The following is a 23,893-nucleotide window of genomic DNA, read 5'->3' on the forward strand; positions in this document are numbered from 1 at the left end:
GGATGAAGCGCTTTCGTTTCAATCAGCAAGAGATCGTCTTCGCAGTCTTCGCGCTGCTGTTCCTTGTGTTTTCGATCTTCCTGCGCGGCTTTCTGACGCCGGACAACATGCTGACGCTGCTCCAGAACGTGGCAGTGCTCGGCATCCTCGGCCTTGCCATGGCAATCGTTGTGATCGGACGCGGCATCGACATCTCGCTGATCGCAGCCCTTGCGGTGCCGCCGGGACTGGTGCTCCAGATGGTGCAGAACGGTCACTCGCTGCCGGCCTCGCTGCTGACCGCCGTGCTGCTCACGATCGCGTTCGGCCTCGTCAACGGCTGGCTGATCGCCTATGCCGAAGTCCCTTCGCTGTTTGCGACGCTGGCAACGGGCCTGTTGCTGGCCGGGCTCGGGCAGACCGCGCTGTTCCAGCTCGACGTCGTGCAATGGAGCCCGGGCATGGACGGCTTCGAGCGGCTCGGACAAGGCACCATTCTCGGCATTCCGACGTCGATCTGGATGTTCGCAATCGCCTGCATCGTGGTCGCGTTCCTGCTGCGGCAGACCCGCTGGGGCGCCTATATCTATGCGATCGGCGACAACCCCTACGCCGCGCGTGTCACCGGCATTCCCTCTCGCCCGATCATCGTCCTGCAATATGTGATCACCGCCCTGATCGGCTGCTTTGCCGGCCTCGTGATGGCGGCATCCGTCAACTCGATGCCGACCCGCATCTTCAACTCGACGCTCATCTATGACGTCATCCTAGTCGTCGTGCTTGGCGGCATCGGGCTATCCGGCGGCCGTGGCGGCGTGCTCAACGTCGTCATCGGCACGCTCGTTATCGGAACGATGCTCAACGGCATGACCATCATGGACATCTCCTACGCCGGGCAGAATCTCATCAAGGGCGTGGTGCTGCTGCTCGCCGTCATCACGGATTCCTTCCTGAATCCGCGCAACGAGGAAACGGCACAACAGGGCGACATCTGAGCGATCCAACAATAACGACAACCACAACCAAGGAGGAAGCAATGAAGCATTTCGGCAACCCGACAAAGGCAATTGTTGCCGCACTGGGTCTTGCGGCAATGACCGCGCCGGCCCTCGCCCAGCAGGGTCTGGACGAGCCGTTCCAGAAGCCGTTCAAGGAGGCACTGGCCGGCAAGACCGTGGCCTATGTGCCGGTCGCCATGAATTTCGACCTCACCGAGGGCTGGTATGCCGGACTGAAGAAGGAGCTCGAACCGTTCGGCGTCAAGTTCGTGATCCGCGACGCCAACTGGAACACCAACGCCGGCGCGCAGGCCGTCACCTCGCTGATCTCGGAGAAGCCGGCAGTGATGGTGGTTCATAATCCGGACGTGCAGACCTACGCCAAGCTGCTGCAGCGCGCCGAGAACGAAGGCATCTACGTCATCCAGATCAACATGGGCTCTGCCTATCGCAGCTCGGCCTTCGTCGGTGCCAATTGGGTCGAGATCGGCGAACGCCAGACCGAAGGCGTGGTCAAGGCCTGCGAGGGCAAGTCCAACAAGATCGCGATCATCCAGGGTGCGCTGTCGGCCGCCGCGAGCGCCTATACGCTGAAGGGCGTCGAGAACGTGCTCGCCAAGCATCCTGAAATCAAGGTGGTGTCGAGCCAGGCCGCCGATTGGGACGCCGCCAAGGCCAAGGCGATCACCCAAACGGTGCTGAAGCAGAATCCCGATCTCTGCGGCATCGTCGGCTTCTGGGATGGCATGGACATCGGCACGGCAGCGGCCGTCAAGGAGGCCGGCCTCATCGGCAAGGTGTTCGTGGCAACTTCCGGCGGCGGCGAGCGCAAGGGCGCGTGCGAACTGGTCAAGTCCGGCGCGTTCGATCTCAACATGAGCTACGACGTGCCGACCCAGGCCGCGCAGATGGCCGGCACTATCAAATGGCTGCTGTCGTCGGGTATCAAGCCCGGCTCCGTCAAGGGCTCGGAATACACCACGCTGATTCCGATCACCAAGGAGAACGCCGATAGCCAGATGGCCTGCTGGAATCTCAGCGACCTCAAGAAATAATTGTCGCGACGCAAGACCCTGGCGTCCCGGACGATCTCACGTCCGGGACGTGGTCTCGAAACTTGCAAGGTCCCGGAATTCCGATGCGCGACACTCTGACAAGCCTGCGTTACCGCTACTGGCCCGATCATCTCCTCGGTGAAATCCTGTCCAAGCGATGGACCGAGACAGCTATCCCGGTCATCCTCCTCCTGATCGTCGGCCTCGCGCTCAGCCGGTCCATCGACAATTTCCTGTCGCCGGCGAGCCTTGCCGACACCGCGCGCCAGGCCGGAGAGATCGGCTTCATCGCGCTCGGGCTAGCGCTGGTCGTCATCGTCGGCGGCATCGACCTCTCCGTCGGTTCGATCTTCGCACTGACCGATTTCTGTGCCCTCTATCTTCTCGACGTGCTGGGCTGGCCGGTCCCGGCGGTGGTGGCGGCCACCCTGCTTTGCGGTGCGCTGCTCGGCGCCGTCAACGGCATCCTGATCGGATATTTGCGACTTCGGGCCTTCATCACCACGCTGATCACCCTGATCATCTACCGCTCGGCCTACGATCTCCTGATCCAGCGCTACTCCAACGCGATCGCGTCGGCCTTCCCCGACATTCCGTCCTGGGATTTCATCGGCGGCGGCAGCATCTTCGGCATTCCGACCGTGGCGCTCGTCTATATCGTCATCGCCATCTTCGGCCATATCTTCATGACCCGGCTGCGCCCGGGCTGGCACATCACCGCGATCGGCGGTTCGCGTCGTTCGGCGTACAATTCCGGCATTCCCGTCCGCCGCACCATCGCGCTCTGCTACGTCGCAAGCGGTGTGCTGACCAGCATCGGCGCGCTGTTCTTCGCGTCGCGGCTCGGCACCGTCGGTGGCGACATCGGCGTCGGACTGGAGGTGATCGTGCTGACGGCGACAGTGCTCGGCGGCATCACGCTCGGTGGCGGCAAGGGCTCGGTCGCCAAATCGGCAGTCGGGGTGCTGATCGTGCTCCTGATCACCAATGGCCTGACGACCATGAATGCACGTGGCGGCGTCAACCGGATGGCGCTTGCCGGCATCTTGCTCGTTGCTGCCATGGTCGACATCCGCTGGCAGAAGAACCGAACCCGCATCATCAGCAAGGTCTACGTTGCGCCAACCTATCACGCGCTACCTCCGCCTCCGCCGACCGAGATCGGGCAAGGCGGCCCGTTCGAGCAGAACGACAAGCTGCGCAACGTCGAGTCGATCGGCCTCGGCCGCATCGAGGCGCCGGAGGACGTCATCCTCGACCGCCACGACAATCTCTACGCGGGATCGCGCCACGGCGACATCATGCGCTTCCTCGCGCCCGACTATCAGAAGATGGAGGTGTTCGCCCATATCGGCGGCCAGCCGCTCGGCATGGCCTTCGACCGCGAGGACAATCTCTACGTCTGCATCGGCGGCATGGGGCTCTACCGGATCAAGCCTGACGGCACGGTGGAAAAAGCCACCGATGAGACCAATCGCAGCATGCGCTCGGTCAACGACGACAGCCGCCTGCGGCTCGCCGACGATCTCGACATTACCGACGACGGGCTGATCTTCTTCTCCGAGGCCACCGTGCGTTACGAGATGGACGAGTGGCCGATCGACGGCCTCGAGGCGCGCGGCAATGGCCGCATCATCTGCTACGACACCAAGACCGGCGTGACGCGCACCGAGTTGCGCGGCCTCAAATTCCCCAACGGCATCTGCGTCGCCAGCGACGGCCAGTCGATTCTATTCGCCGAAACCTTCGGCTGCTCGATCAAGCGCTACTACTTCGCAGGACCAAAGAAGGGCAAGGTCGAGGTCGTCATGGACAATCTGCCTGGCTACCCCGATAACATCAACCTCGCCTCCGACGGCAATTACTGGCTGGCGCTAGTCGGCATGCGTAGCCCCTCGCTCGACCTCGCCTGGAAGATGCCTGGCTTCCGCCGCCGCATGGGCAAGCGCGTGCCGGTGGACGAATGGCTGTTCCCCAACATCAACACCGGCTGCGTGGTCAAGTTCAACGAGCAGGGCAAGATCGTCGAATCGTTCTGGGACCTGCGCGGCGAGAACCATCCGATGATCACCTCGATGCGCGAGCATCGCGGCTATCTCTATCTCGGCGGCATCCTCAACAACCGGATCGGCCGCTACAAGCTCGATAACTCCGATCCGAACTTCGTCCAGTACGACAAGCGGTGGGGGAAGCAATCGTGATCGCGGCCGTCAGGGAGTTCGCCAACCGCTTTCTCGGGCGCGGCGACGCCACCATCACCGTGCCGTCCTTCGACGGCGCATTGAAGCCCAACCAGAAGCTGGAAGCGGCCGAGACCCTGCTGATATGCGAGGCGCCGGAGGATCTCGCCACCGATGGCCGCAATCTCTTCATCGCGGCCGGCCAGCGGCTGATGTCTCTGAATGACGGCACGGCATCGGAGGTCCGCAGCTTCGAGCGGCCGATCTCGGCGCTGTGTGCCCTGCCCGGCGGCGGCCTTGCGGTCGCGCTCGGGGGGCGCGAGGTGCGTCTCTACGCAAATCCCTCTGCAGAGCAGCCGAACGCTACGTTTGCAGATAGCGCCTTCAATGCCGTCAACGCACTGACGCTCGCGGGCGACAACACGCTGATCGCGACGGACGGCTCGGCGACATGCGGCGTCGATGACTGGGCACGCGACCTGATGGAGCTCAACCGGAGCGGCCGGGTGTTCAGGCTCGATCCCGCCAGCAAGACCGTGACACCGCTGGCCCAGGGACTGGGCCATGCCTTCGGTGCCTGCGCGCATGGCAACGGCGTGCTGGTCAGCGAGAGCTGGCGTCACCGCCTCGTGCTCGTGGCACCGGGTACATCGGCGCGAACCGTCCTTGCTCACTTACCCGTCTATCCGTCGCGGCTGTCAAAAGCCTCGAGCGGCGGCTACTGGCTCACCGCCTTCACTGCGCGCACCCAGCTGATCGAGTTCGTGTTGCGCGAGCCTGCTTACCGCCGCCGCATGATGGCAGAGATCGATCCGGCATATTGGGTGGCCCCACGGCTGCGCTCGGGCTTCTCGTTCAAGGAGCCGATGCAGGGCGCGCACATCAAGACCATGGGCGTGATCAAGCCCTGGGCGCCGCCGCGCTCCTATGGCCTCGTCATCCGACTCGATGCAGATGGCCAACCGCTCTATTCGCTGCACAGCCGGGTCGACGGCGCCAATCACGGTATCGTTGCGGCGATCGAGATGGGCGGCGATCTCGTCCTGATCGCCAAAGGACCGGGCCGCGTGCTGCGACTGCCGCTGTCCGGTCTTGCCGAGGAGTTCCGCTCATGAGCGACATCGCACTCTCGCTGCGCAAGGCCACAAAACTTTACGCCGGCGTGCCCGCCATCGACGGGGTCGACTTCGATCTACGCCGCGGCGAGATCCACGCGCTGGTCGGCGAGAACGGCGCCGGCAAATCGACACTGACCAAGGTGATGGCCGGCGTGGTGACACTGACCTCGGGGACCATGACGATCGACGGCGCCGACGTCGCACCACGGACACCGCTGGAGGCGCGCAATCTCGGCATCGCCATGGTGTTCCAGGAAAACAGCCTGGTGCCGACCATGACTGTCGCGCAGAATCTGTTTCTCGGGCAGGAGAAATTCTATAACCGCCTGCGCGGCATCTACATCGCTGCGCAGCAGTTCCTGCAATCGCTCAATTTCGACGTCACGCCAACCGCCACCGTCGGCGGCCTCGGCGCCGCCAAGAAGCAGATGGTGGAGATCGCGCGCGCGGTTTTGCACCGCGCCAAGGTCATCATCTTCGACGAGCCGACGGCGTCGCTGACGCCGGAAGAGAAGAAATACTTCTTTGACCTTGTCCGCGATCTCAAGAAGCGCGGGGTCTCGATCGTCTTCATTTCGCACGCCCTGGAAGAAGCTTTGCTGCTCGCCGACCGCATCACGGTCCTGCGCGACGGCAAGCATGTCGTGACCGACGACGCCGCCAAGTTCGACCGCGCGGCGATCGTGCAGGCCATGGTCGGGCGCGACCTCTCCAACACGCTCTACGGCGCGCGGAAGAGCAGCGTGCGGCCGCCCGGCGCGCGCGTGCTCACCGTGCAGAACCTGAAGATGGCGCCGATGGTGAAGAACAATTCGCTGTCGGTGTTCGCCGGGCAGATCACCGGCGTATTCGGCCTCGTCGGTGCCGGCCGCACCGAAACGTTCAAGATCGTCTCAGGGGTGCTCAAGCGCGACTTCTTCCACGGAGGCGAGATCCTGCTGCACGACAAGCCGGTGCGCTACCGGGTGCCGGCGCCGGCGGTCAAGGCGGGCATCGCCTATGTCACCGAGGACCGCAAGGTCGAGGGCTTCTTCGAGACGTCCTCGATCGCACGCAACATCTATCTCGGCCTTCTGTCGAAATTTCCCAAGGGCCGCATGATGCTGTCGCAGCGAGAAAACGAGGCGATCGGCAGGACCTGGATCGAACGGCTCAAGGTTCGCGCGATCGGCAACGACGGCAAGGTGGTCGAGCTTTCCGGCGGCAATCAGCAGAAGGTCGTGATCGCCAAGTCGCTGGTGCAGGAACCGGACTTGATCATCTTCGACGAGCCGACCCGCGGCGTCGACGTCGGCGCCATCGTCGAGATCCACGAGTTGATCAACCAACTCGCCGACGAGGGCAAGGCGGTGGTGGTCATCTCATCCTACCTGCCCGAGATCATGGCGCTCTCCGACCGGATCCTGGTCTCACGGCAGGGCAAGGTCGTGGAGGAATTCTCCGCGCTCGACGCGACGGAGGAGAAGATCATGTACGCGGCGATCCACTGAGCATGACGATCTACGGCTTGCGCGCTTTCTGGCGCAGCGCCTCGATGAGACGCAGCTTTAGTTCGTCGGCGGCCTTCTGGCTGACGTCCTGGCCGATCTGCGCGCTCGCCTGCGCCAGCGCGTCGGACTTTTCCATAAACTTCCGGCCAGCAGGCTGGGCATAGAACGCCTCGATCTGGCGCAGCTCGTCGACGGTGAAGTTTTTGGCATAGAGAGTGGCGATCTGGTCGATCATCGAGGCAAAGAACGGCGCGTAGATGTCGGAGCCCGGCGCCGTCATTGCATCATAATCGTGCTCGATCTCAGGCCGGTCCTGTGCGACCACGGGTCTCAGCTTGAGCAGGAGTTGCGGGAGCGCCGCGCGATACTGATCTGCGATCTTCAGCGTGACGACGAGTTTTCGCGCAGCATCCATCGCCTCGGGCGACGGCCCTTGCGCCGACGCGTTGCAGACGAGGAGCAGGAGGGCGCCGGCAATCGTCAACAAAAATCTCGACATGCATCTCTCCCGAAAAATCGTCCCGGCGACGCGATGTGTTGTCAGCGGCGAGCCGGAGCCGCGCCGATGACCGTTACCGGCACGCCTTCGGCGGCGGCCTCCCGCTCGTCGTCGACATCCGTCACCTTGACGAAGAGGCTGGGCACCCGCTCGGCGCGGTCGAGCAGCCACGCCGCCCCGAACATGATGACGAAGCCGGCGAACGAGACGGCGAGTTGCTCCCAGACGCCCCTCGTGTATTGCATCAGGATCCAGTGCGCCGAGAACGACAGGAACACGCTGAGGCAAAAGATCGGCAGCGAATGCTGGCCGCAGAGGATGACCGGGTGCGCCCATCTCGAACGCAACGCTTTCCAGTGGCGCGGGATGAAATAGGTCATCCAGATCGCCAGCGCCAGAAAGTGCGTGAAGCGCAGCATGTCGAGGTCGGTCTTGTCGATCGGGTAGATCGCCTTGATCATCCATTTCGGGATCAGCGCCTCGAGCGCAGGAATGTGCCAGGTCATCACGATCAGAAACGCGAAGGCGAGCCAGGCCGCCGCCAGTCCCATCACCGCCTTCGACCACACCCATGTCGCGATCTTGTCGATCTGGCCGACGCCACACCAGGCGGCGAACACGAACATCAGCTGCCAGCAGAACGGGTTGAAGTACCAGGTCGTGCCGGGCGGATAGGAGGCGATGTTCCAGTCGAACCGGCGCGCCAACACATACAGCACGACGGAGGCGGCCAGCGTCAGGTTCGGCCGACGCACCAGGCCCCACACGATGAAGGGCGCGGCGAGCACCAGCGTGATGTAGAGCGGCAACACGTCGAGATTGACCGGCTTGTAGCGCAGCGATAGCGCCTGACCTATCAGGATGTCCGGATGGTCGAGAAAATTGTGAACGTTGAACTCGTCCGCATACATCGGGTTGTCGAACCTCCTGACCGTGCGGGCGATCTGCGCCGTGAACAACAGGAACAGCATGATGTGGGCAACGTACATCTCGCCCGCGCGCCGCCACAGCCGCTTCAGCGCGGCGAGAAACCAGCCGCCGGCGACGATCGGCCCGTAGATCCAGCCGACGAGGTAGCCGGAGATGAAGACGAAGAACTCGGCGGCGTCGCTGAAGCCGTAGTTGCGCAAGGTCAGCCAGGCCACGACGTCGTGCGGGATGTGATCGAGGAAGATCATCCACAACCCGACGCCGCGGAAGAGATCGAGCCGCAGATCGCGCTCGACCGGCGCCAACAGAGCTGACTGGTCCCGTATGTTCATGGCCCCGCCTCTCTCGGTTGGCGTCGCGCCATCGCGGCGCCGGCAAAATGGGATGCTATAAAATGTAAATCAAAAGTCACTTGGCCATGCGGCCGGTGTCGACTGGAAACCAACCTTGGCGTCCATGCAAGGGGCTTCGTCATCAGGGCACGCGCACTGTCTCTTGCACAAGCGGCGCCCGGCAGGTCACGAGCCCCTGCAGCCGGCTGGAGGTAACCGCCTCCCTTTAAAAATGACGAAGACAACCCCATCCACAGTAGATAGGGCCTCTTAAGTCCTTGCTTTGCCAGAGAAACCAAGACGACCCGTGTGGCAAAAAAACCTCACGGCGGTACGATTGCACACCGGACAGGGACAAGGGACACGTCAGCTCATCGCCAGCATCTCAGTCAACATCGCCGCGGCCTTGTGCTGGAGCGGCGGCGCGCCGCTCTCGGAGGCGATCGCGATGGCGGCGTTCAGGGCGGCGAGGACGGCTGCCTTGTTCTCGGCGCTCGAGGCCGGAAAACCCCTGCTGGAAAAGGTCATGAACGCGCGCTGCGCGCCACAACCTGTCGCGCCTGTCCCATCTCCCGTCTTGATCTCTCGTCATGGGCCTGTCGCACGAAAATGATTCGCTGCCCCTCGGAGTGCATGCGAGTTGCCTCGATGAGGCGATCGCCGCGCTGGTTTGACAGGAGCGGCCGATGCCCGTTGGACTGCTGGAGGTCGTAGGCACCATCGATGTCGGCCAGTTCTGGCCGGAGGGCCGGTCGGACGCCGACACGACCAAGGTCGTGGTGAATATCGCCCCTGACGCGATCCGCTTCCGCAAGAACGACTCGGTGCCGTTCCAGCCGACTCATGTCTTCGACAACGCCAAGGTCAAGGGCCGGACCGCGACGGCGCCGATCAAGAACGGCAAGCTCACCATTCGCCTCCAGGGCATCGACGCGCCGGAGCTGCACTATCAACCCTCGCCGCTCTCGGCCGCCGAGAAGAAGGGCCTGAGCGATGCCAAGCGGCAGGCCTATCACGAGGTCACGCATTCCTACCGGCAATTCCTCGGCGCGACGTCGAGCAAGGCGCTGCATGATTTCCTCGGCAGTACCGGCGAAGCCACGCTGGCCTGCCGGGTGTTCACCCATGTTGATGCCCCGAACGAGGTGTTCGATACCTATGGCCGGCTGGTCGGCGACATCGAGGTGACGGTCGGCGGCAAGACCGTCGACATCAACCACTGGCTGGTCGAACAGGGCTTTGCCTATCCGACGTTCTACTCCTCGATGAACGACGACGAGATCAAGGCCTTCCTCGCGCTCACGAAGACCGCCCGCGCGAGCAAGCTGCTGGTCTGGAAGCATCTCGCCAGGACCGTTGGCGCCTTCGACTTCGACCTGCGCGAACCCAGGAGGAACGAGACCGACGTGCTCGCGACCGACAAGGGCCCGGTGATCATGCCAAAGCTCTACCGCCGCTACACCAACTGGTCGGCGCGCAAGAAGGCGAAGGTGACGAGCCAGACCTTCCAGAAGTTTCTGGGCGAAGGCTCCGGTGGCAAGCCCGACACCTGCTACGAGATCGGCGACTTCCTCACCAACGGCGTGCACTCGGCCACGCCGCGGAATTTTGCCGAGTTCGTCGAGGGCGGGAAGACGATCAAGTTTCAGCCCGAGGGGCTGGTGTTTGGGGAAGCGCCTTCGAGCCTGGTCGGGGCGGATGGGAAGCCGATTACGGAATTCTGAGGACGTGCGGGGCACGAGGCAAAAATGACCCGCGCAAGGCGGGCCATTTTCCCATCGGAGCGCTTAGTTCCGTACCCGGTTGCGGGCTTACGCAAACACCGACCAAGGACGACCGCCTACACAGCGCTGAAGGCCGGGGTCTAGCGCGCCGTCTCTGCGCCGACCTGCCAAGGCTGCAAGACATGTTGCTCCGCGCGCGTGACGGAGCCTCCAAGCAGGCAACCCACAGGCCGGCTGTCGGCGAAGCCGAGCCGCACCCGGATCTCGGACAACGACCCCATCGCCCGGCCCTGCATGATGGTGATCCGCGCGCTGTTGCGCTCGACCAGGCCGTTCTTGAGCAGTCCGAACGCGAGCGCCGCGGCGGCAATGCCGGTGGCAGCATCTTCCGGGTAGCCCGATGACTTCGGAAACTGTCGCGCCTCGAAGCGCCGCTCGCCCTGATGGTCCATTGCGTAGGGGTAAAGCCCGGTGGACCCGATCCGCCCGCAGCACGCCTCGATCTGCGCCGGGTCCGGCACCAGTTCGTTGAGCTCGCGGACGCCCTTGATCGGGATGAGCGTCTTCACGCGCGACGTGACGGCGTTCTGCACCGGCATATCAAGCAGATCGCGGCGCGACAGCTTGAGCGTCGACAGAACGTCCTCCTCTTCGGCACGCGAGAGATCAACGACCTTGCCGACAGGCTGGCTGATCTCGACGGACGGTTCGCCCGAGTCCAAACGATCGACATAGCCCGTCACCGATCCGCTGCGTGTCTCGATGCGGACCTGCTCGCCGGACAAGAGGCCCTTGGTCGCGAGGACCCAGAGTGCGCCGATGGTCGCGTGACCGCACATCTCCATCTCGTGTCGCGGAACCCAGAACCGGAAGGCATAGTCGGCGTCGTCGCTGGGAGCCGGAAGGACGAAGCCCGACTCATGCCCGAAGTGCCGGGCCACCGACTGCATTCCCCCATCGGGCAGGTTCGAAGCGTCGACGACGATCGGACAAGGGTTGCCGCCGGCACCCATGTGGGTGAACACGTTGACAAGCTCGACCTCGGTCATCGGATAACTCACTTCATGGAAGGTGGGACGGTGAAGGCGCGACGGCGGTGACAACGACGATGGTATAGCCATTGCGGTGACATCTGAGAGAGCCGATTTGGCTGAGGGGCTCTGCGCGGCTGAGGCGGGCGCCCGCGCAGGTCGCAAAACAAAAATGGCCCGCGTGATGCGGGCCATTTTCGTATCGGAACCGGTAAAGTCCGAATTTGGTTGCGGGGATAGGATTTGAACCTATGACCTTCAGGTTATGAGCCTGACGAGCTACCGGGCTGCTCCACCCCGCGTTAAACCGTTGCGCGCCTTTGCCGAAATGCCGGGGACGATGAATGAGGGCCGGCGCTATTCGCGTGGCTTGCTCTCGCGTCCCAAAGGCTTCCTTGGAAGGCAACCCCGGGGCAAAGCCCCTCGGGTGCGAGGCGTATGTACCAACCCGGGCTGCCTTTGGAAAGGGCCGCGGGGACGTTTTTTTCGACTTTATGACAGTGAGTTGGGCCGATTTCCGGCCCGTTTGGTGCGCTCTTGCCAGAAGTTCCACAAAGGGCCAGCTTGCGGGCAACAAAACCAGGGGCAAACGCCATTTCAGGGAGACCGCCCATGGACCACACCTTGGACCGCCCCTTGGCGAGCGCACCACTGCCGGCGCTGAAGGATGCCTTCCAGGCCATGGTCGCGCGGTCGCGGACTGAGGCGGCGCCTGACCTCGCCATGCGGCTCGACCGGCTGGCGCGCCTGCGTGCCGTGGTCGCGGACAATGAGGAGCGCTTCCGGCAGGCGATCTCGGCTGATTTCGGCCACCGCTCGGCGGTCGAAACCACCATCGCCGAGACGATGCTGGTGTTCTCCGAGATCCGGCATGCGACCAAGCACCTGATTAGCTGGATGGCGCCGCAGCGCGTCGCCACCGCGCTGCAATTCCTGCCCGCGCGCAACCGGTTGATCCCGCAGCCGCTCGGCGTCGTCGGCATCATCGCGCCCTGGAATTATCCGCTCCAGCTCACGCTTGCGCCCGCGATCGGCGCGCTCGCCGCCGGCAACCGCGTCATCATCAAGCCGAGCGAGCTCACGCCGCACTTCTCGGCGCTGCTGAGGGAGACGATCGCACAAAAGTTCGATGCCACCGAGGTGCTCGTCACCGGCATCGAGGACGAAGTGGCAAAAGCCTTCGCAAACCTGCCGTTCGACCATCTCGTCTTCACCGGCTCGACCCGGGTCGGCCGGCTGGTCGCGGAGGCCGCGGGGCGCAATCTGACACCTATTACGCTCGAGCTCGGCGGCAAGTCGCCTGCGATCATCGATGCCTCCGCCGACCTCCAGGAGGCGGCCGAACGCATCGCCTACGGAAAGCTGCTCAATGCCGGGCAGACCTGCATCGCGCCGGACTATGTGTTGGTGCCCGAGCGCTCGCTGCAGGCCTTCGCCGAAAAAGTGCGCGCGCAGATGCGGCGCATGTTCGGCACCGATCCCGCCAACAAGGACTACACCTCCGTCATCTCCGACCGGCACTATGCGCGGCTGGAAAATCTCGTCGCGGATGCCGCCCAGCGCGGCGCAAAGATCCTGCAACCGGCGAAGGCGGACGATCCGAACTGGAAGGCCCACCGCAAATTCCCGCCGACGCTGATCGTCGGCGCGACCGAGGCGATGGCGGCGATGCAGGAGGAGATTTTCGGCCCCGTTCTGCCGGTGCTGGGCTATCGCGATCCGGCGGAGGCGATCGCTTTCGTCAACCGGCGGGACCGGCCGCTCGCGCTCTACTGGTTCGGCAAGGATCGCGCCGCGCGCGACGAGGTGCTGTCGCGCACGATCTCCGGCGGCGTCACCGTCAACGACTGCCTGTTCCACTTCACGCAAATCAACCAGCCAATGGGTGGAGTCGGCGCATCCGGCACCGGCGCCTATCACGGCGAATGGGGTTTTCGCACCTTCAGCAAGCTGAAGCCGGTGTTTTATCGCTCCAAGTTCAACCGCCTCGCCGACCTCTATCCGCCCTATGGCGGCAAGATCGCGCGGCTGGAGAAGTTGATGCGGTTCATGTCGTAGCTTTCAGTCATTGAAGCGCGGCCCGATGACAGGCTCCGCGAAGAAATCCAGACTGTCTCCGCGACGGGATTCTGGATTGCTTCGCTACGCTCGCAATGATGAGAAGAAAATGCAGAGGGGGAAACATCAGTGACTGACACATTCGACTTCGTCGTCGTGGGGGCGGGCTCCGGCGGCTGCGCGGTGGCCGGGCGGCTGTCGGAGGATGCGGCGACGTCCGTAGCGCTGCTCGATGCCGGCGGACGGAACGACAATTGGCGGATCACCACGCCATTCGGGCTCGCTCTGCCGTACAGCGCGGCCAAGTGGGCCTTCGATACCGTGCCGCAGAAGGGATTGAACGGCCGTATCGGCTATCAACCGCGCGGCAAGGGCCTCGGCGGGTCCTCGGCGATCAACGCCATGGTCTATATCCGCGGCCATCGCGCCGACTACGACCATTGGGCCGCGCTCGGCAATGCCGGCTGGTCGTATACGGACGTGCTGCCCTATTTCAAGCGCTCGGAGAACAATTCCGATTTCGACGGCGAGCATCATGGCAAGGGCGGCCCGCTGCATGTCAACAGACTGCGCTCGGAGAATCCGATCCATGAGATCTTCCATCAGGCCGCGCGCGAGGCGCAGTTTCGCATCCGCGAGGACTTCAATGGTGAGGACCATGAGGGGCTCGGCAGCTACCAGGTGACGCAGCACCATGGGGAGCGCTGGAGCGCGGCGCGCGCCTATCTGCAGCCCCACATGGACAAGCGCGCGAATCTGCGCGTCGAGACAGGAGCGCAGGCCACGAAAATCCTGTTCGAGGGCGGGCGCGCGGTCGGCATCGAATATGTGCAGGGCAATCAGACAAAGCAGCTGCGTGCCCGCCGCGAGGTGATCCTCTCCGGCGGCGCATTCCAGTCACCGCAGCTATTGATGCTGTCGGGCGTCGGCGATGGCGAGGCGCTTCGACCGCACGGCCTCGGCGTCACGCATCATCTGCCGGGCGTCGGGCGCAATTTGCAGGACCATCCGGACTTCGTCTTCGTCTACGCTTCCGACTATCCGCACTTCGTTCATTCATCGCTCGGCCGGTTGCCATCCCTGCTCCGCGCGATCCAGCGGTACCGCAGGGAGCGACGCGGCCTGATGACCACCAATTTCGCGGAGTGTGGCGGCTTTCTGAAGACCAGCCCAGACCTCGATGTGCCGGACATTCAGCTGCACTTCGTCATCGCGATGCTCGACGACCACGGCCGCAAGAAGCACAAGGAGGCGGGCTTCTCGTGCCATGTCTGCCTGCTCAGACCGAAGAGCCGCGGCAGCGTATGGCTGAAGAGCGCCGATCCGCTCGCTGCACCCATGATCGATCCGAACTTTCTGGGCGAGGCGGAAGATCTCGAGTCGATGGTCGCGGGCTTCAAGACCACGCGGCGGCTGATGGAGACGCCCGCGCTGCGCGCATTGCAGAAGAAGGACATGTTCACGTCCGACGTGAGAACGGACGACGACATCCGCGCCATCCTGCGCAATCGCGTCGACACCGTCTATCACCCCGTCGGCACCTGCAAGATGGGCACCGATGCGATGGCGGTGGTCGATCCGAAGCTGAAGGTCCACGGCATCGAGGGCTTGCGCGTCGTCGACGCCTCGATCATGCCGACGCTGATCGGCGGCAACACCAATGCGCCGACCATCATGATCGGAGAGAAGGCGGCGGATATGATCCGGGCGGAGGTGAGGTAGTGTGAAGCCGCCGCCCCACACTCAGCTGTCGTCCCCGCGAACGCGGGGACGACAGCGAGATTCAATTCAGCAGGAAGCCGCCGTCGACAGTAATGACACTCCCCGTCATGTACCGCGACGCCTTTGACGCCAGCAGCAGGATCGCGCCGTCGAGATCGGACTCGGCGCCGACACGACGTTGCGGAATGCGTTTTGCCAATCGCTCTCCCGCCGGTGTCGACCAGAACGCATGGTTCATCTCGGTGTCGATATAGCCGGGCGCCAGCGCGTTGATGCGGATATTCTGGCCTGCGAGCTCCAGCGCCATCGCCCTGGTCGCCTGGAGGATGCCGGCCTTGGAGATCGCGTAGGGCGACACCGCCTTCAGCACACCGGTGCCGAGCACGGACGCGATGTTGACGATGTTGCCCTCCTGCTTGCGCGCGATCATGCGGCGCGCGACCTCGGTCGCGAGGAAATAGGCGCCCTTCAGATTGGCGCCGATCACGGCGTCCCAATCGGATTCGGTCTGCTCGGTCGCGAGCTTCTCGATGGCGATGCCGGCATTGTTGATCAGCACCGTGATCGGACCGAGCGCGGCTTCCGTGGCATCGACGGCCTTCGCGATCGAAGCGGTGTCGGTGACGTCGAGCGCGACCGCGGCGGCGCGGCCGCCCTTGCCGCGGATTTCTTCTTCCAGGCTCTTCAGCTTGTCGGCCTGCCGCGCGGCGAGAGCGACGGCCGCACCATTGGCCGCCAGAACCCGGGCAAATTGCCGCCCCAGCCCCTGGCTCGCGCCCGTCACGAGGATGGTTTCTTTACTGACGTCGAATAGGTCTGACATGACGCTTGCCTTGAGCGATTTCCTTGCCTTTGGAGCATCAATACAGACGATTTTAACGATCTGAAACCGGAATGATCGGTTCTGCGTTCATTCGTTCCATCGACGCAAGCGTTCCATCGAGGCAGGCCCGACGCTCATGAACAGTTTCGATCTCGCGGTCTATGCGGCGTTCGCAATTGCGATCGGCTTCGGCTTCAGAACCGGCCTGCTCGGCAGCGCCATGACCATCCTCGCCTATCTCCTCGCCGCGCCCATCGCCGTCGCCCTGATGCCGCTGATCGTCCCGCAGGTCGCCGGCAATCCGAATTCGCCGCTGCTTCAGAACTGGATCTGGTTCTTCGGCATCTTCGTGGTGGTCGGCATGCTGTTTGGATATATCGGCCGCCTCGCGCTCAGCGACACCATACGCCAGGCCGGCATCGGCGACCGGCTCGGCGGCGCCGCACTCGGCGCGATCAGGGTCTGCCTCGTCGCCACCACGCTGGTGCTGGTATTCGACCAGATCGTGCCGGCCAACCGCCAGCCGCCGTTCCTCGCCGGCTCGCATCTGCGGCCGCTGTTCTCGGCCGCCGGGCAGATGGGTTTCAAGACATTGCCGCCGGAGGCCGCCTCTGCCATCGACCGCCTCAAGCAGGAACGGCGCATCTAGTCCGCATTTGCATCGCCGCAGCGCGCGCCATGCATTTTGGTGCGGGCCCCTCCCTTATCAGCGGCACCACGATTGGCTAGAGTGCGGCCCATCCAAAAACCTACCTGACATTACGGGAGTGAAACAGTGGATCTTGGGATCAAAGGTCGCCGCGCCATCGTCTGCGCATCCAGCAAGGGCCTCGGCCGTGCCTGCGCCATCTCGCTGGCGGAAGCCGGCGTTGACGTCACGCTGACCGCGCGCGGCGCCGAAGCCCTGAAGAAGACGGCCGACGAGATCCGGAAAGCCTATCCTGGTGTGAAGGTCACCGAGATCGTCGGCGACATCACGACACCCGCAGGCCGCGAGGCCGTGCTGAAGGCCTGCCCCGAGCCGGACATTCTGATCAACAATGCCGGCGGCCCGCCGCCCGGCGATTTCCGCAACTGGACCCGCGACGACTGGATCAAGGCGATCGACGCCAACATGCTCACCCCGATCGAGCTGATCAAGTCGACCGTGGACGGCATGATGGCGCGCAAGTTCGGCCGCATCGTCAACATCACCTCGGCCGCGGTGAAGGCGCCGATCGACATTCTCGGCCTCTCCAACGGCGCGCGCGCCGGCCTCACCGGCTTCATCGCCGGCCTGTCGCGCAAGACCGTGATCAACAACGTCACCATCAATGGCCTGTTGCCGGGCCCGTTCGAGACCGACCGCTTGACCGGCACCGCCAAGGCCGAGGCCGACAAGCGCGGCACGACGCCCGAGCAGATCCTGGCCGAACGCGCCAAGCTCAACCCCGCCGGCCGCTTCGGCCAGCCCGACGAGTTCGGCTATGCCTGCGCCTTCCTCTGCGGGGCCAAGGCCGGCTTCATCACGGGCCAGAACATCCTGCTCGACGGTGGCGCCTTCCCGGGCACGCTTTGAGAGCGGTCTGGTACGAGCAAACGGGACCGGCTGTCGACGTCCTCACCTATGGTGAGACGGCGACGCCGGTCGCGGGCTCAGGCGAAGTTCGCGTTCGCCTGGAAGCCTCCGGCGTCAACCCGGCCGATGTCGGACGGCGCGGCGGCAGCTATCGCGCGCTGGAACATCCGCGCGTGATTCCGAACAGCGACGGCGCGGGTTTTGTCGACCAGATCGGCGACGGCGTGACGCGCTTCAAGGTCGGCGACCGCGTCTGGCTGTTCAACGGCCAGCGCAACGGCCGCGCCTTCGGCACGGCGGCCGAATATATTGCGCTCGCCGAGCAGCTGGTGACGCCGCTGCCGGAAAATCTCTCTTTTGCGGAAGGCGCGACGCTCGGCATCCCTGCGATGACCGCGTGGTGCTCCTTGTTTGCGGACGGGCCGATCGTCGGCAAGACCGTGCTCGTCACCGGCGGCGCCGGCGCGGTCGGGCACTACGCGGTGCAGCTCGCTAAATGGGGCGGCGCGCAGGTGATCGCGACCGTCAGTTCGGCGATGAAGGGCGAGCAGGCGCGGCGCGCGGGCGCCGATCTCGTTGTCAACTACAGGGACGAAGACGTGGTCGCCAAGGCTATGGCCTTCACCGGCGGACGCGGCGTCGACCGCGTGATCGATGTCGATTTCGGCGGCAACATCGCGACCACCTTGAGGTTGATGGCGGTCAATTCGACGATCGCCGTCTACGCCACCAACGGCAACCGCACACCGGTTATCCCGATGCGCGAGCTGATGGAAAAATGCATCGTGCTGCGCACGCTGGTACTGTTCGCGCTGCCGCCGGCGCTGCTCGCGGCGGCGCAGGCCGACATCACGAAATGGCTGGCGGCCGGCCCGCGGATCCACAATGTCGCGGCGCAGTTCGCGCTGTCGGACACCGCGCAGGCACATCTCGCCGTCGAGAAGGGCGACAAGCTCGGCACCGTGATCGTCGACTGCGCGAGGTAAGGACTATGCAACCGGCGTGGTCCGCTCGTCGGTCCAGTCGATGCCTAGCTCGTCCATACCGTCGGCCAGCAGATCGCCCAGCATCGGCTCGCCCAGCAGGTATTGCACCGCCTCGCGCCGGGGCGCCTTGTATTCGGCCCGTGCCTCGACGGCGCGGGCGCGCAGATCGTCCCACTCCTCCACTTCGCCATCGCCACGGCCGAGCCACATCAGCGTGACGAGGTCGAGCTGCTCGTCCTCGTTCAGCGCGCGCATGAAACCGGAGAGCTCGGCTGCGACCGGATCGGAATTGGAGTCCTCCAGCACGTCGATCTCGTCATCGTCGGTCGCGTTGGACCCCGAGTCCGGATCGGAGGCCGCTTCCTTGACGTCGAATTCGCGGGCCTTCTCGATGATGAAGGCAACCTTCTCGGCAGAAATGGCAAGCTCTGGCATGGGTTTCCCCTTCGCTCGTGATTCTTACTGGTTTCGGGTTCCTGCGATAACGCAACATCGCGACAGATGATCCATTGCGTTCGACGGCGGAAAGCCGCATCTTTTCGCGAAAGCAAGAAAATCAGGGGCGTACCGCATGCAGTGGAAGGTCGGCAGGGTCAAAATCACCAAGGTAGTGGAATTGGAGACGGTCGGCTCGACCCGCTTCATCCTGCCCTTGGCGAGCAACGAGGAAATCCGGAAGCTGCCCTGGCTGATCCCGCAATTCGCCACTGAAGAGGGCCGGCTGAAAATGTCGATCCATTCGCTGGTCGTGGAAACACCCTTGCAACGCATCGTTGTCGACACCGGCCTCGGCAACGACAAGCAGGGCCGCAACGTCCCGACCTGGAATAACCGCACCACGCCATTCCTCGAGACGATGACGGAAGCGGGCTTTGCCCCTGACAGCATCGACACCGTGCTGTGCACGCACCTTCACGTCGATCATGTCGGCTGGAATACGAAGCTCGTGGGCGGCAAATGGGTACCGACCTTTCCGAACGCGCGCTACGTCTTCGGCAGGACCGAATATGAGCACTGGCGGGAACATTCGACCGAGCCGGACAAGCAGGCGGTATTTGGCGATTCCGTGAAGCCGATCGTCGATGCCGGCAGAGCCGATCTGATCCCGAGCGACCATCGGCTGTCCGACGAAATCAGCATGATCCCGACCCCGGGTCACAGTCCCGGCCATATGAGCATTTTGATCAAATCGGACGGCGAGCAGGGACTGCTCACCGGCGACGTCGCCCATCACCCCTGCCAGATGGCGCATCTCGGCTGGTCCTCGACTGCGGATTCCGACCAGACCCAATCGGCCGCGACGAGGGCAGCGCTGTTCGGCCGGTTTGCGGATACGCCGACGCTGGTGATCGGCGGGCATTTCTCCGCCGGGCACATCAAGCGGGACGGGAACGCGTTCAGGTTTGTGGCGCTAGAGTGATCTGCGTGTCCCGGACGCAGCGTCTGGGCACGAGACCGACGGTCTGCCCACCGAATCCAGAAGCCTGCAATGCGCCCCTTTTCGGCGGTTGAATTTCCCGCCGCCCTGTTCCATGAAGCTATTTAACCGATCGGTCCATCTCCAGGGAGAAACGAGAATGAAGCTTGTTCGTTACGGCGAAAAGGGTGCGGAAAAGCCCGGCCTGATCGACAAATCCGGCCAATTGCGCGACCTGTCGGCGCATCTGAAGGACCTGACCGGCGAGGCCTATTCGCCGGAATCCCTGAAGAAGCTGGCGGCCCTCGACCCCGCCTCGCTGCCCGCCGTCTCCGGCAAGCCGCGCTTCGGCGCGCCCGTCACCGGCATCTCGAAATTCATCGCCATCGGCCTCAACTACAGCGACCACGCCAAGGAAACCGGCGCTGCGATCCCGACCGAGCCGATCATCTTCATGAAGGCGAACACCTCGCTGTCCGGGCCGAACGACGCGGTCGAGAAGCCGCGCGGCTCGACCAAGCTTGACTGGGAAGTCGAGATCGCCGCCATCATCGGCACCCGCGCCAAATATGTCTCGGAAGCCGATGCACTGAACCACGTCGCCGGCTATTGCGTCTGCAACGACGTCTCCGAGCGCGCCTTCCAGATCGAGCGCCTGGGTCAGTGGACCAAGGGCAAGTCGCACGACACCTTTGGCCCGGTCGGACCGTGGCTTGCGACCAAGGACGAGATCAAGGACGTGCAGAACCTGTCGATGTGGCTCGACGTCAACGGCGAGCGCCGCCAGACCGGCTCGACCCAGACCATGATCTTCTCCATGGCCAAGTGCATCTCCTACGTCTCGCAGTTCATGACGCTGCTGCCGGGCGACATCATCACCACCGGCACCCCGCCCGGCGTCGGCCTCGGCATGAAGCCGCCGACCTTCCTCAATGTCGGCGACGTCGTCACGCTCGGCATCGAAGGCCTCGGCGAGCAGCGCCAGGAGATCGTGGCGGCGTAACGCCGTGCTCTCTCCCCGTCATTGCGAGCGAAGCGAAGCAATCCAGAATCCCACCGCGGCGACACTCTGGATTGCTTCGTCGCTACAGCGCAAAATTGCTTCGCAATTTGTCGCGAGTTCCTCGCAATGACGAAAACAAATTGCCGGTCACCGCGTAGGACATTTTCCATGAAACTCTCCTTCTCCCAAGCCTCGCCCTTTGCCCGCAAGGTGCGCATCGCCGCGATCGAGCTCGGGCTGATCGACAAGATCGAGCTGACACCCGCAACCGTCGCGCCGGGCACGGTCAACGAGGACTATTCGCGCATCACGCCGCTGAAGAAGCTGCCGGTGCTGATCACCAGTGATGGCGACGTCATTCTGGATTCCTACGTCATCGTCGAATATCTCAACGAGATGGCCGGCGGCAGCCTGATCCCGGATTACGGTCCGCGGCGCTGGAAGGCCAAGACCAATCATTCCCTGATCAACGGCATGCTCGATTCGATGCTGCTGTGCCGCTACGAGAGAATGGTGCGGCCGCAGGGCCTGCAATGGCAGGCGTGGTCAGACGACCACTGGAACCGGGCATGGACCGGCATGGCGCGTTTCGAGAACATGCCTGATGTCCTCAACGGCCCGTTCGACATCTCGCAGATCGGGCTCGTGTGCGTGCTCGGCTATGCCGACTTCCGCTTCGCCGATTGCGGCTGGCGCAAGGCCTATCCAAAACTCGACGCCTTCCACCAGAAGATGCTGGAGCGGCCCTCCGTCAAGATCTCGGTGCCGCCTCCAGCGTAAACAGCGCAGGAGTTCTCATGAGCCTGAAATACGCGGTCGGCGATCTCACCATCCATCGCGTCATCGAGCAGGAAACCTCGTTCGTCCCGGCACTCGAAATGCTACCGGGACTGACGCCTGAAGTGCTGGCCGAGAACCGGGACTGGATGCGACAGGCCAAGGCGCTGGACGAGCAGGACGTGCTGCTGCTGTGCTTCCAGTCCTACGTGGTGAAGACGCCGCACCACACCATCCTGATCGACAGCTGCATCGGCAACGACAAGCCGCGCCCGCAGCGGCCGAAATGGAACATGAAGACCGACGACACCTACCTGCGCGCGCTCCATGCCGCGGGGATCTCGGTGGACGACATCGACTTCGTCATGTGCACGCATCTGCATGTCGATCACGTCGGCTGGAACACGCGGCTGGAGAACGGCCGCTGGGTGCCGACCTTCCCCAAGGCGCGCTACGTCTTCGCCAAGCAGGAATACGACCACTGGTTCGCCGAGAATGCAAAGGCGGAAATCCCGCCCTTTGCCGATAGCGTGCTACCGGTGGTCGAGGCCAGGCGCCACGAGCTGGTCGGCAACGACCACCAGATCGGCGATCACGTCCGTATCCTGCCGACACCGGGACACACGCCCGGCCATATCGCGGTTACGATGGGCCGCGGCAAGGACGACGCCGTGTTCTCCGGCGACCTCATGCACTCGCCGCTGCAGACGCTCTATCCGGAGCTGTCGATCAAGTTCGACGTCGACCCGGCTAAGGCGGCAACGACGCGCCGCAGCTTCCTGGAGCGCTATTGCGACACTGACACGCTGTGCTGCACCGCGCATTTTCCGTCACCGTCGGTGGGGAAGATCCGGCGCAAGGGCAACGCGTTCGTGTGTGCGGCGGTTTAGCGAGATGCCGTAGGGTGGGCAAAGGCGCGCGCTTCGCGCGCCGTGCCCACCATTCCTTAGCGCGTTTGGCATGGTGGGCACGCTCTGCTTTGCCCACCCTACGATTCCGCCCGTGTGGAGAAAACAATGACAACACTCCCCGACATCCCACTCCCCGCCGGCATCCGCTCGCGTTATGTCGACGGCATCAACGGCTTGCGCATGCACGTGCTCGAAGCCGGCTTCGAGACCAGGGGCCGGCCCTGCATCCTGCTGCTGCACGGCTTTCCGGAGCTCGCCTTCTCCTGGCGCAAGGTGATGCCGGCGCTGGCCGGGGCCGGCTATCACGTGATCGCGCCGGACCAGCGCGGCTATGGCCGGACCACCGGATGGACCGCCGATTACGACGGCGATCTCGCGCCGTTCTCGTTCCTCAACCTCGTGCGCGATGCGCTCGCCCTGGTGTCGGCGTTCGGCCACAGGCGGGTTGATCTCGCAGGGCATGATTTCGGCAGCCCGGTCGCGGCCTGGTGCGCGCTGATAAGGCCGGATGTGTTTCGTTCGGTGACGTTGATGAGCGCGCCGTTCGGCGGTGCGCCGACATTGCCGTTCGAGACGGTCGATGCACCGGCAAAGCCTGCGGTGGAAGACCCCGTTCATCGCGAGCTCGCCGCGCTGCCGCGTCCGCGCAAGCATTATCAATGGTACTATTCGACGCGCCCGGCCAACGACGACATGCAGCACGCGCCGCAGGGCGTGCATGATTTCCTGCGCGCCTACTACCATCACAAGAGCGCGGACTGGACCGACAACAAGCCCACTCCGCTGAAGTCGTGGTCGGCGGGTGACCTCGCCAAACTGCCGACCTACTATGTGATGGACGCTCGCGAGACCATGGCCGAGACGGTCGCCAAGGAGATGCCCTCGCCCGCGACGATCGCCGCCAACCAATGGCTGCCGGACAGCGACCTCGCCTATTACAGCGCCGAGTATGGCCGCACCGGATTCCAGGGCGGGCTGCAATGGTATCGCTACGGCACCACGGGCATTCTCAACAGCGAGATGCAACTGTTCGCGGGCCGCAGCATCGACGTGCCCTCCTGCTTCATCTCCGGCAAGCAGGATTGGGGCACCTATCAGCGCCCCGGCGTGTTCGAAGCGATGCAGGGGCGCGGCTGCACCAAGATGCTCGGCTGCCATCTCGTCGACGGTGCCGGTCATTGGGTGCAGCAGGAGCAGCCGGCAGAAGTGAGCCGGCTGCTGCTGGATTTTCTGGCAAAGGCCCGCACCGCCTGATTTGACCCGGGAACCCCGGCGCCCTATATAGTTTAGAATGATTCTAAA

The 23,893-nt window shown here is 63.9% G+C and carries 22 protein-coding genes and 1 tRNA gene; 16 read left to right on the forward strand and 7 right to left on the reverse strand.

From position 1 onward, the window contains the following. The first annotated feature begins 2 nt into the window (after positions 1–2). The 5 genes from JQ627_RS36360 (at position 3) to JQ627_RS36380 (ending at position 6,820) form a co-directional block, all read left to right on the forward strand. Complete coding sequence (locus tag JQ627_RS36360; RefSeq protein WP_014498319.1) at positions 3–974, forward strand: ABC transporter permease; 972 nt, start codon at positions 3–5, stop codon at positions 972–974. Positions 975–1,015: 41 nt separating this feature from the next. Next, a complete protein-coding gene (locus JQ627_RS36365; protein WP_212489143.1) occupies positions 1,016–2,032 on the forward strand; it encodes a sugar ABC transporter substrate-binding protein in 1,017 nt (338 codons plus the stop codon). Positions 2,033–2,115: 83 nt separating this feature from the next. Further along, positions 2,116–4,233 (forward strand): ABC transporter permease subunit, encoded by a 2,118-nt coding sequence (locus JQ627_RS36370; protein WP_212489144.1) that lies wholly within the window; start codon positions 2,116–2,118, stop codon positions 4,231–4,233. After that, positions 4,230–5,327, forward strand: a complete 1,098-nt coding sequence (locus JQ627_RS36375) for a hypothetical protein (RefSeq protein WP_212489145.1) — start codon at positions 4,230–4,232, stop codon at positions 5,325–5,327. Before JQ627_RS36370 ends, JQ627_RS36375 begins: the two co-directional genes overlap by 4 nt. Next, on the forward strand, positions 5,324–6,820 hold the full coding sequence (locus JQ627_RS36380; RefSeq protein WP_212489146.1) for a sugar ABC transporter ATP-binding protein: 1,497 nt from the start codon (positions 5,324–5,326) through the stop codon (positions 6,818–6,820). The genes JQ627_RS36375 and JQ627_RS36380 overlap by 4 nt, the downstream gene beginning before the upstream one ends. Positions 6,821–6,830: 10 nt before the next feature. Here JQ627_RS36380 and JQ627_RS36385 read toward each other — a convergent pair whose 3' ends face one another. From JQ627_RS36385 to JQ627_RS36395, 3 genes are all read right to left on the reverse strand, one after another. Then, positions 6,831–7,319, reverse strand: coding sequence for a DUF2059 domain-containing protein (locus JQ627_RS36385; protein ID WP_212489147.1), 489 nt, complete (start codon positions 7,317–7,319; stop codon positions 6,831–6,833). 41 nt (positions 7,320–7,360) lie between these two features. Next, entirely contained in the window at positions 7,361–8,581 is a 1,221-nt protein-coding gene (locus JQ627_RS36390) for an OpgC domain-containing protein (protein ID WP_212489148.1), read from the reverse strand. A 366-nt stretch (positions 8,582–8,947) separates the two neighbouring features. Next, a complete protein-coding gene (locus tag JQ627_RS36395) occupies positions 8,948–9,109 on the reverse strand; it encodes a hypothetical protein (RefSeq protein WP_212489149.1) in 162 nt (53 codons plus the stop codon). Between the two features lie 158 nt (positions 9,110–9,267). On the opposite strand from JQ627_RS36395, the gene JQ627_RS36400 reads away from it, so the two are divergent. Further along, the gene (locus JQ627_RS36400; RefSeq protein WP_212489150.1) at positions 9,268–10,305 is read left to right on the forward strand and encodes a thermonuclease family protein; all 1,038 of its coding nucleotides are present in this window, start codon (positions 9,268–9,270) and stop codon (positions 10,303–10,305) included. 140 nt (positions 10,306–10,445) lie between these two features. Here JQ627_RS36400 and JQ627_RS36405 read toward each other — a convergent pair whose 3' ends face one another. Continuing rightward, entirely contained in the window at positions 10,446–11,354 is a 909-nt protein-coding gene (locus JQ627_RS36405) for a PhzF family phenazine biosynthesis protein (protein ID WP_212489151.1), read from the reverse strand. 207 nt (positions 11,355–11,561) lie between these two features. Further along, positions 11,562–11,638, reverse strand: a tRNA-Met gene (locus tag JQ627_RS36410). A gap of 310 nt (positions 11,639–11,948) precedes the next feature. On the opposite strand from JQ627_RS36410, the gene JQ627_RS36415 reads away from it, so the two are divergent. Both JQ627_RS36415 and JQ627_RS36420 read left to right on the forward strand, forming a co-directional pair. Next, the gene (locus JQ627_RS36415; RefSeq protein WP_212489152.1) at positions 11,949–13,394 is read left to right on the forward strand and encodes a coniferyl aldehyde dehydrogenase; all 1,446 of its coding nucleotides are present in this window, start codon (positions 11,949–11,951) and stop codon (positions 13,392–13,394) included. A 129-nt stretch (positions 13,395–13,523) separates the two neighbouring features. Continuing rightward, a complete protein-coding gene (locus JQ627_RS36420) occupies positions 13,524–15,116 on the forward strand; it encodes a GMC family oxidoreductase (RefSeq protein WP_212489153.1) in 1,593 nt (530 codons plus the stop codon). 61 nt (positions 15,117–15,177) lie between these two features. On the opposite strand, the gene JQ627_RS36425 is transcribed toward JQ627_RS36420, so the two are convergent. Continuing rightward, on the reverse strand, positions 15,178–15,939 hold the full coding sequence (locus tag JQ627_RS36425) for an SDR family oxidoreductase (protein ID WP_212489154.1): 762 nt from the start codon (positions 15,937–15,939) through the stop codon (positions 15,178–15,180). Positions 15,940–16,075: 136 nt separating this feature from the next. On the opposite strand from JQ627_RS36425, the gene JQ627_RS36430 reads away from it, so the two are divergent. The 3 genes from JQ627_RS36430 (at position 16,076) to JQ627_RS36440 (ending at position 18,483) form a co-directional block, all read left to right on the forward strand. Then, positions 16,076–16,588 carry a CvpA family protein gene (locus JQ627_RS36430; RefSeq protein ID WP_212489155.1) on the forward strand — a complete coding sequence of 171 codons (513 nt, stop codon included), beginning with the start codon at positions 16,076–16,078 and terminating at the stop codon, positions 16,586–16,588. A 126-nt stretch (positions 16,589–16,714) separates the two neighbouring features. Then, positions 16,715–17,497 carry an SDR family oxidoreductase gene (locus JQ627_RS36435; protein WP_212489156.1) on the forward strand — a complete coding sequence of 261 codons (783 nt, stop codon included), beginning with the start codon at positions 16,715–16,717 and terminating at the stop codon, positions 17,495–17,497. Beyond that, on the forward strand, positions 17,494–18,483 hold the full coding sequence (locus tag JQ627_RS36440) for an NADPH:quinone reductase (RefSeq protein WP_212489157.1): 990 nt from the start codon (positions 17,494–17,496) through the stop codon (positions 18,481–18,483). The genes JQ627_RS36435 and JQ627_RS36440 overlap by 4 nt, the downstream gene beginning before the upstream one ends. 3 nt (positions 18,484–18,486) lie before the next feature. On the opposite strand, the gene JQ627_RS36445 is transcribed toward JQ627_RS36440, so the two are convergent. Then, complete coding sequence (locus JQ627_RS36445) at positions 18,487–18,918, reverse strand: DUF3775 domain-containing protein (RefSeq protein WP_212489158.1); 432 nt, start codon at positions 18,916–18,918, stop codon at positions 18,487–18,489. A 136-nt stretch (positions 18,919–19,054) separates the two neighbouring features. Between JQ627_RS36445 and JQ627_RS36450 the strand changes: the two genes are divergently transcribed. From JQ627_RS36450 to JQ627_RS36470, 5 genes are all read left to right on the forward strand, one after another. After that, on the forward strand, positions 19,055–19,903 hold the full coding sequence (locus JQ627_RS36450; RefSeq protein ID WP_212489159.1) for an MBL fold metallo-hydrolase: 849 nt from the start codon (positions 19,055–19,057) through the stop codon (positions 19,901–19,903). A gap of 157 nt (positions 19,904–20,060) precedes the next feature. Next, the gene (locus JQ627_RS36455) at positions 20,061–20,903 is read left to right on the forward strand and encodes a fumarylacetoacetate hydrolase family protein (RefSeq protein ID WP_212489160.1); all 843 of its coding nucleotides are present in this window, start codon (positions 20,061–20,063) and stop codon (positions 20,901–20,903) included. A gap of 168 nt (positions 20,904–21,071) precedes the next feature. Continuing rightward, a complete protein-coding gene (locus JQ627_RS36460; protein WP_212489161.1) occupies positions 21,072–21,683 on the forward strand; it encodes a glutathione S-transferase family protein in 612 nt (203 codons plus the stop codon). A gap of 17 nt (positions 21,684–21,700) precedes the next feature. Next, positions 21,701–22,570, forward strand: coding sequence for an MBL fold metallo-hydrolase (locus JQ627_RS36465; RefSeq protein ID WP_212489162.1), 870 nt, complete (start codon positions 21,701–21,703; stop codon positions 22,568–22,570). 126 nt (positions 22,571–22,696) lie between these two features. Next, positions 22,697–23,845 carry an alpha/beta fold hydrolase gene (locus JQ627_RS36470; RefSeq protein WP_212489163.1) on the forward strand — a complete coding sequence of 383 codons (1,149 nt, stop codon included), beginning with the start codon at positions 22,697–22,699 and terminating at the stop codon, positions 23,843–23,845. The last annotated feature ends 48 nt before the right edge of the window (positions 23,846–23,893 follow it).

Source organism: Bradyrhizobium liaoningense, from assembly GCF_018130785.1.
GTDB lineage: Bacteria > Pseudomonadota > Alphaproteobacteria > Rhizobiales > Xanthobacteraceae > Bradyrhizobium > Bradyrhizobium liaoningense_A.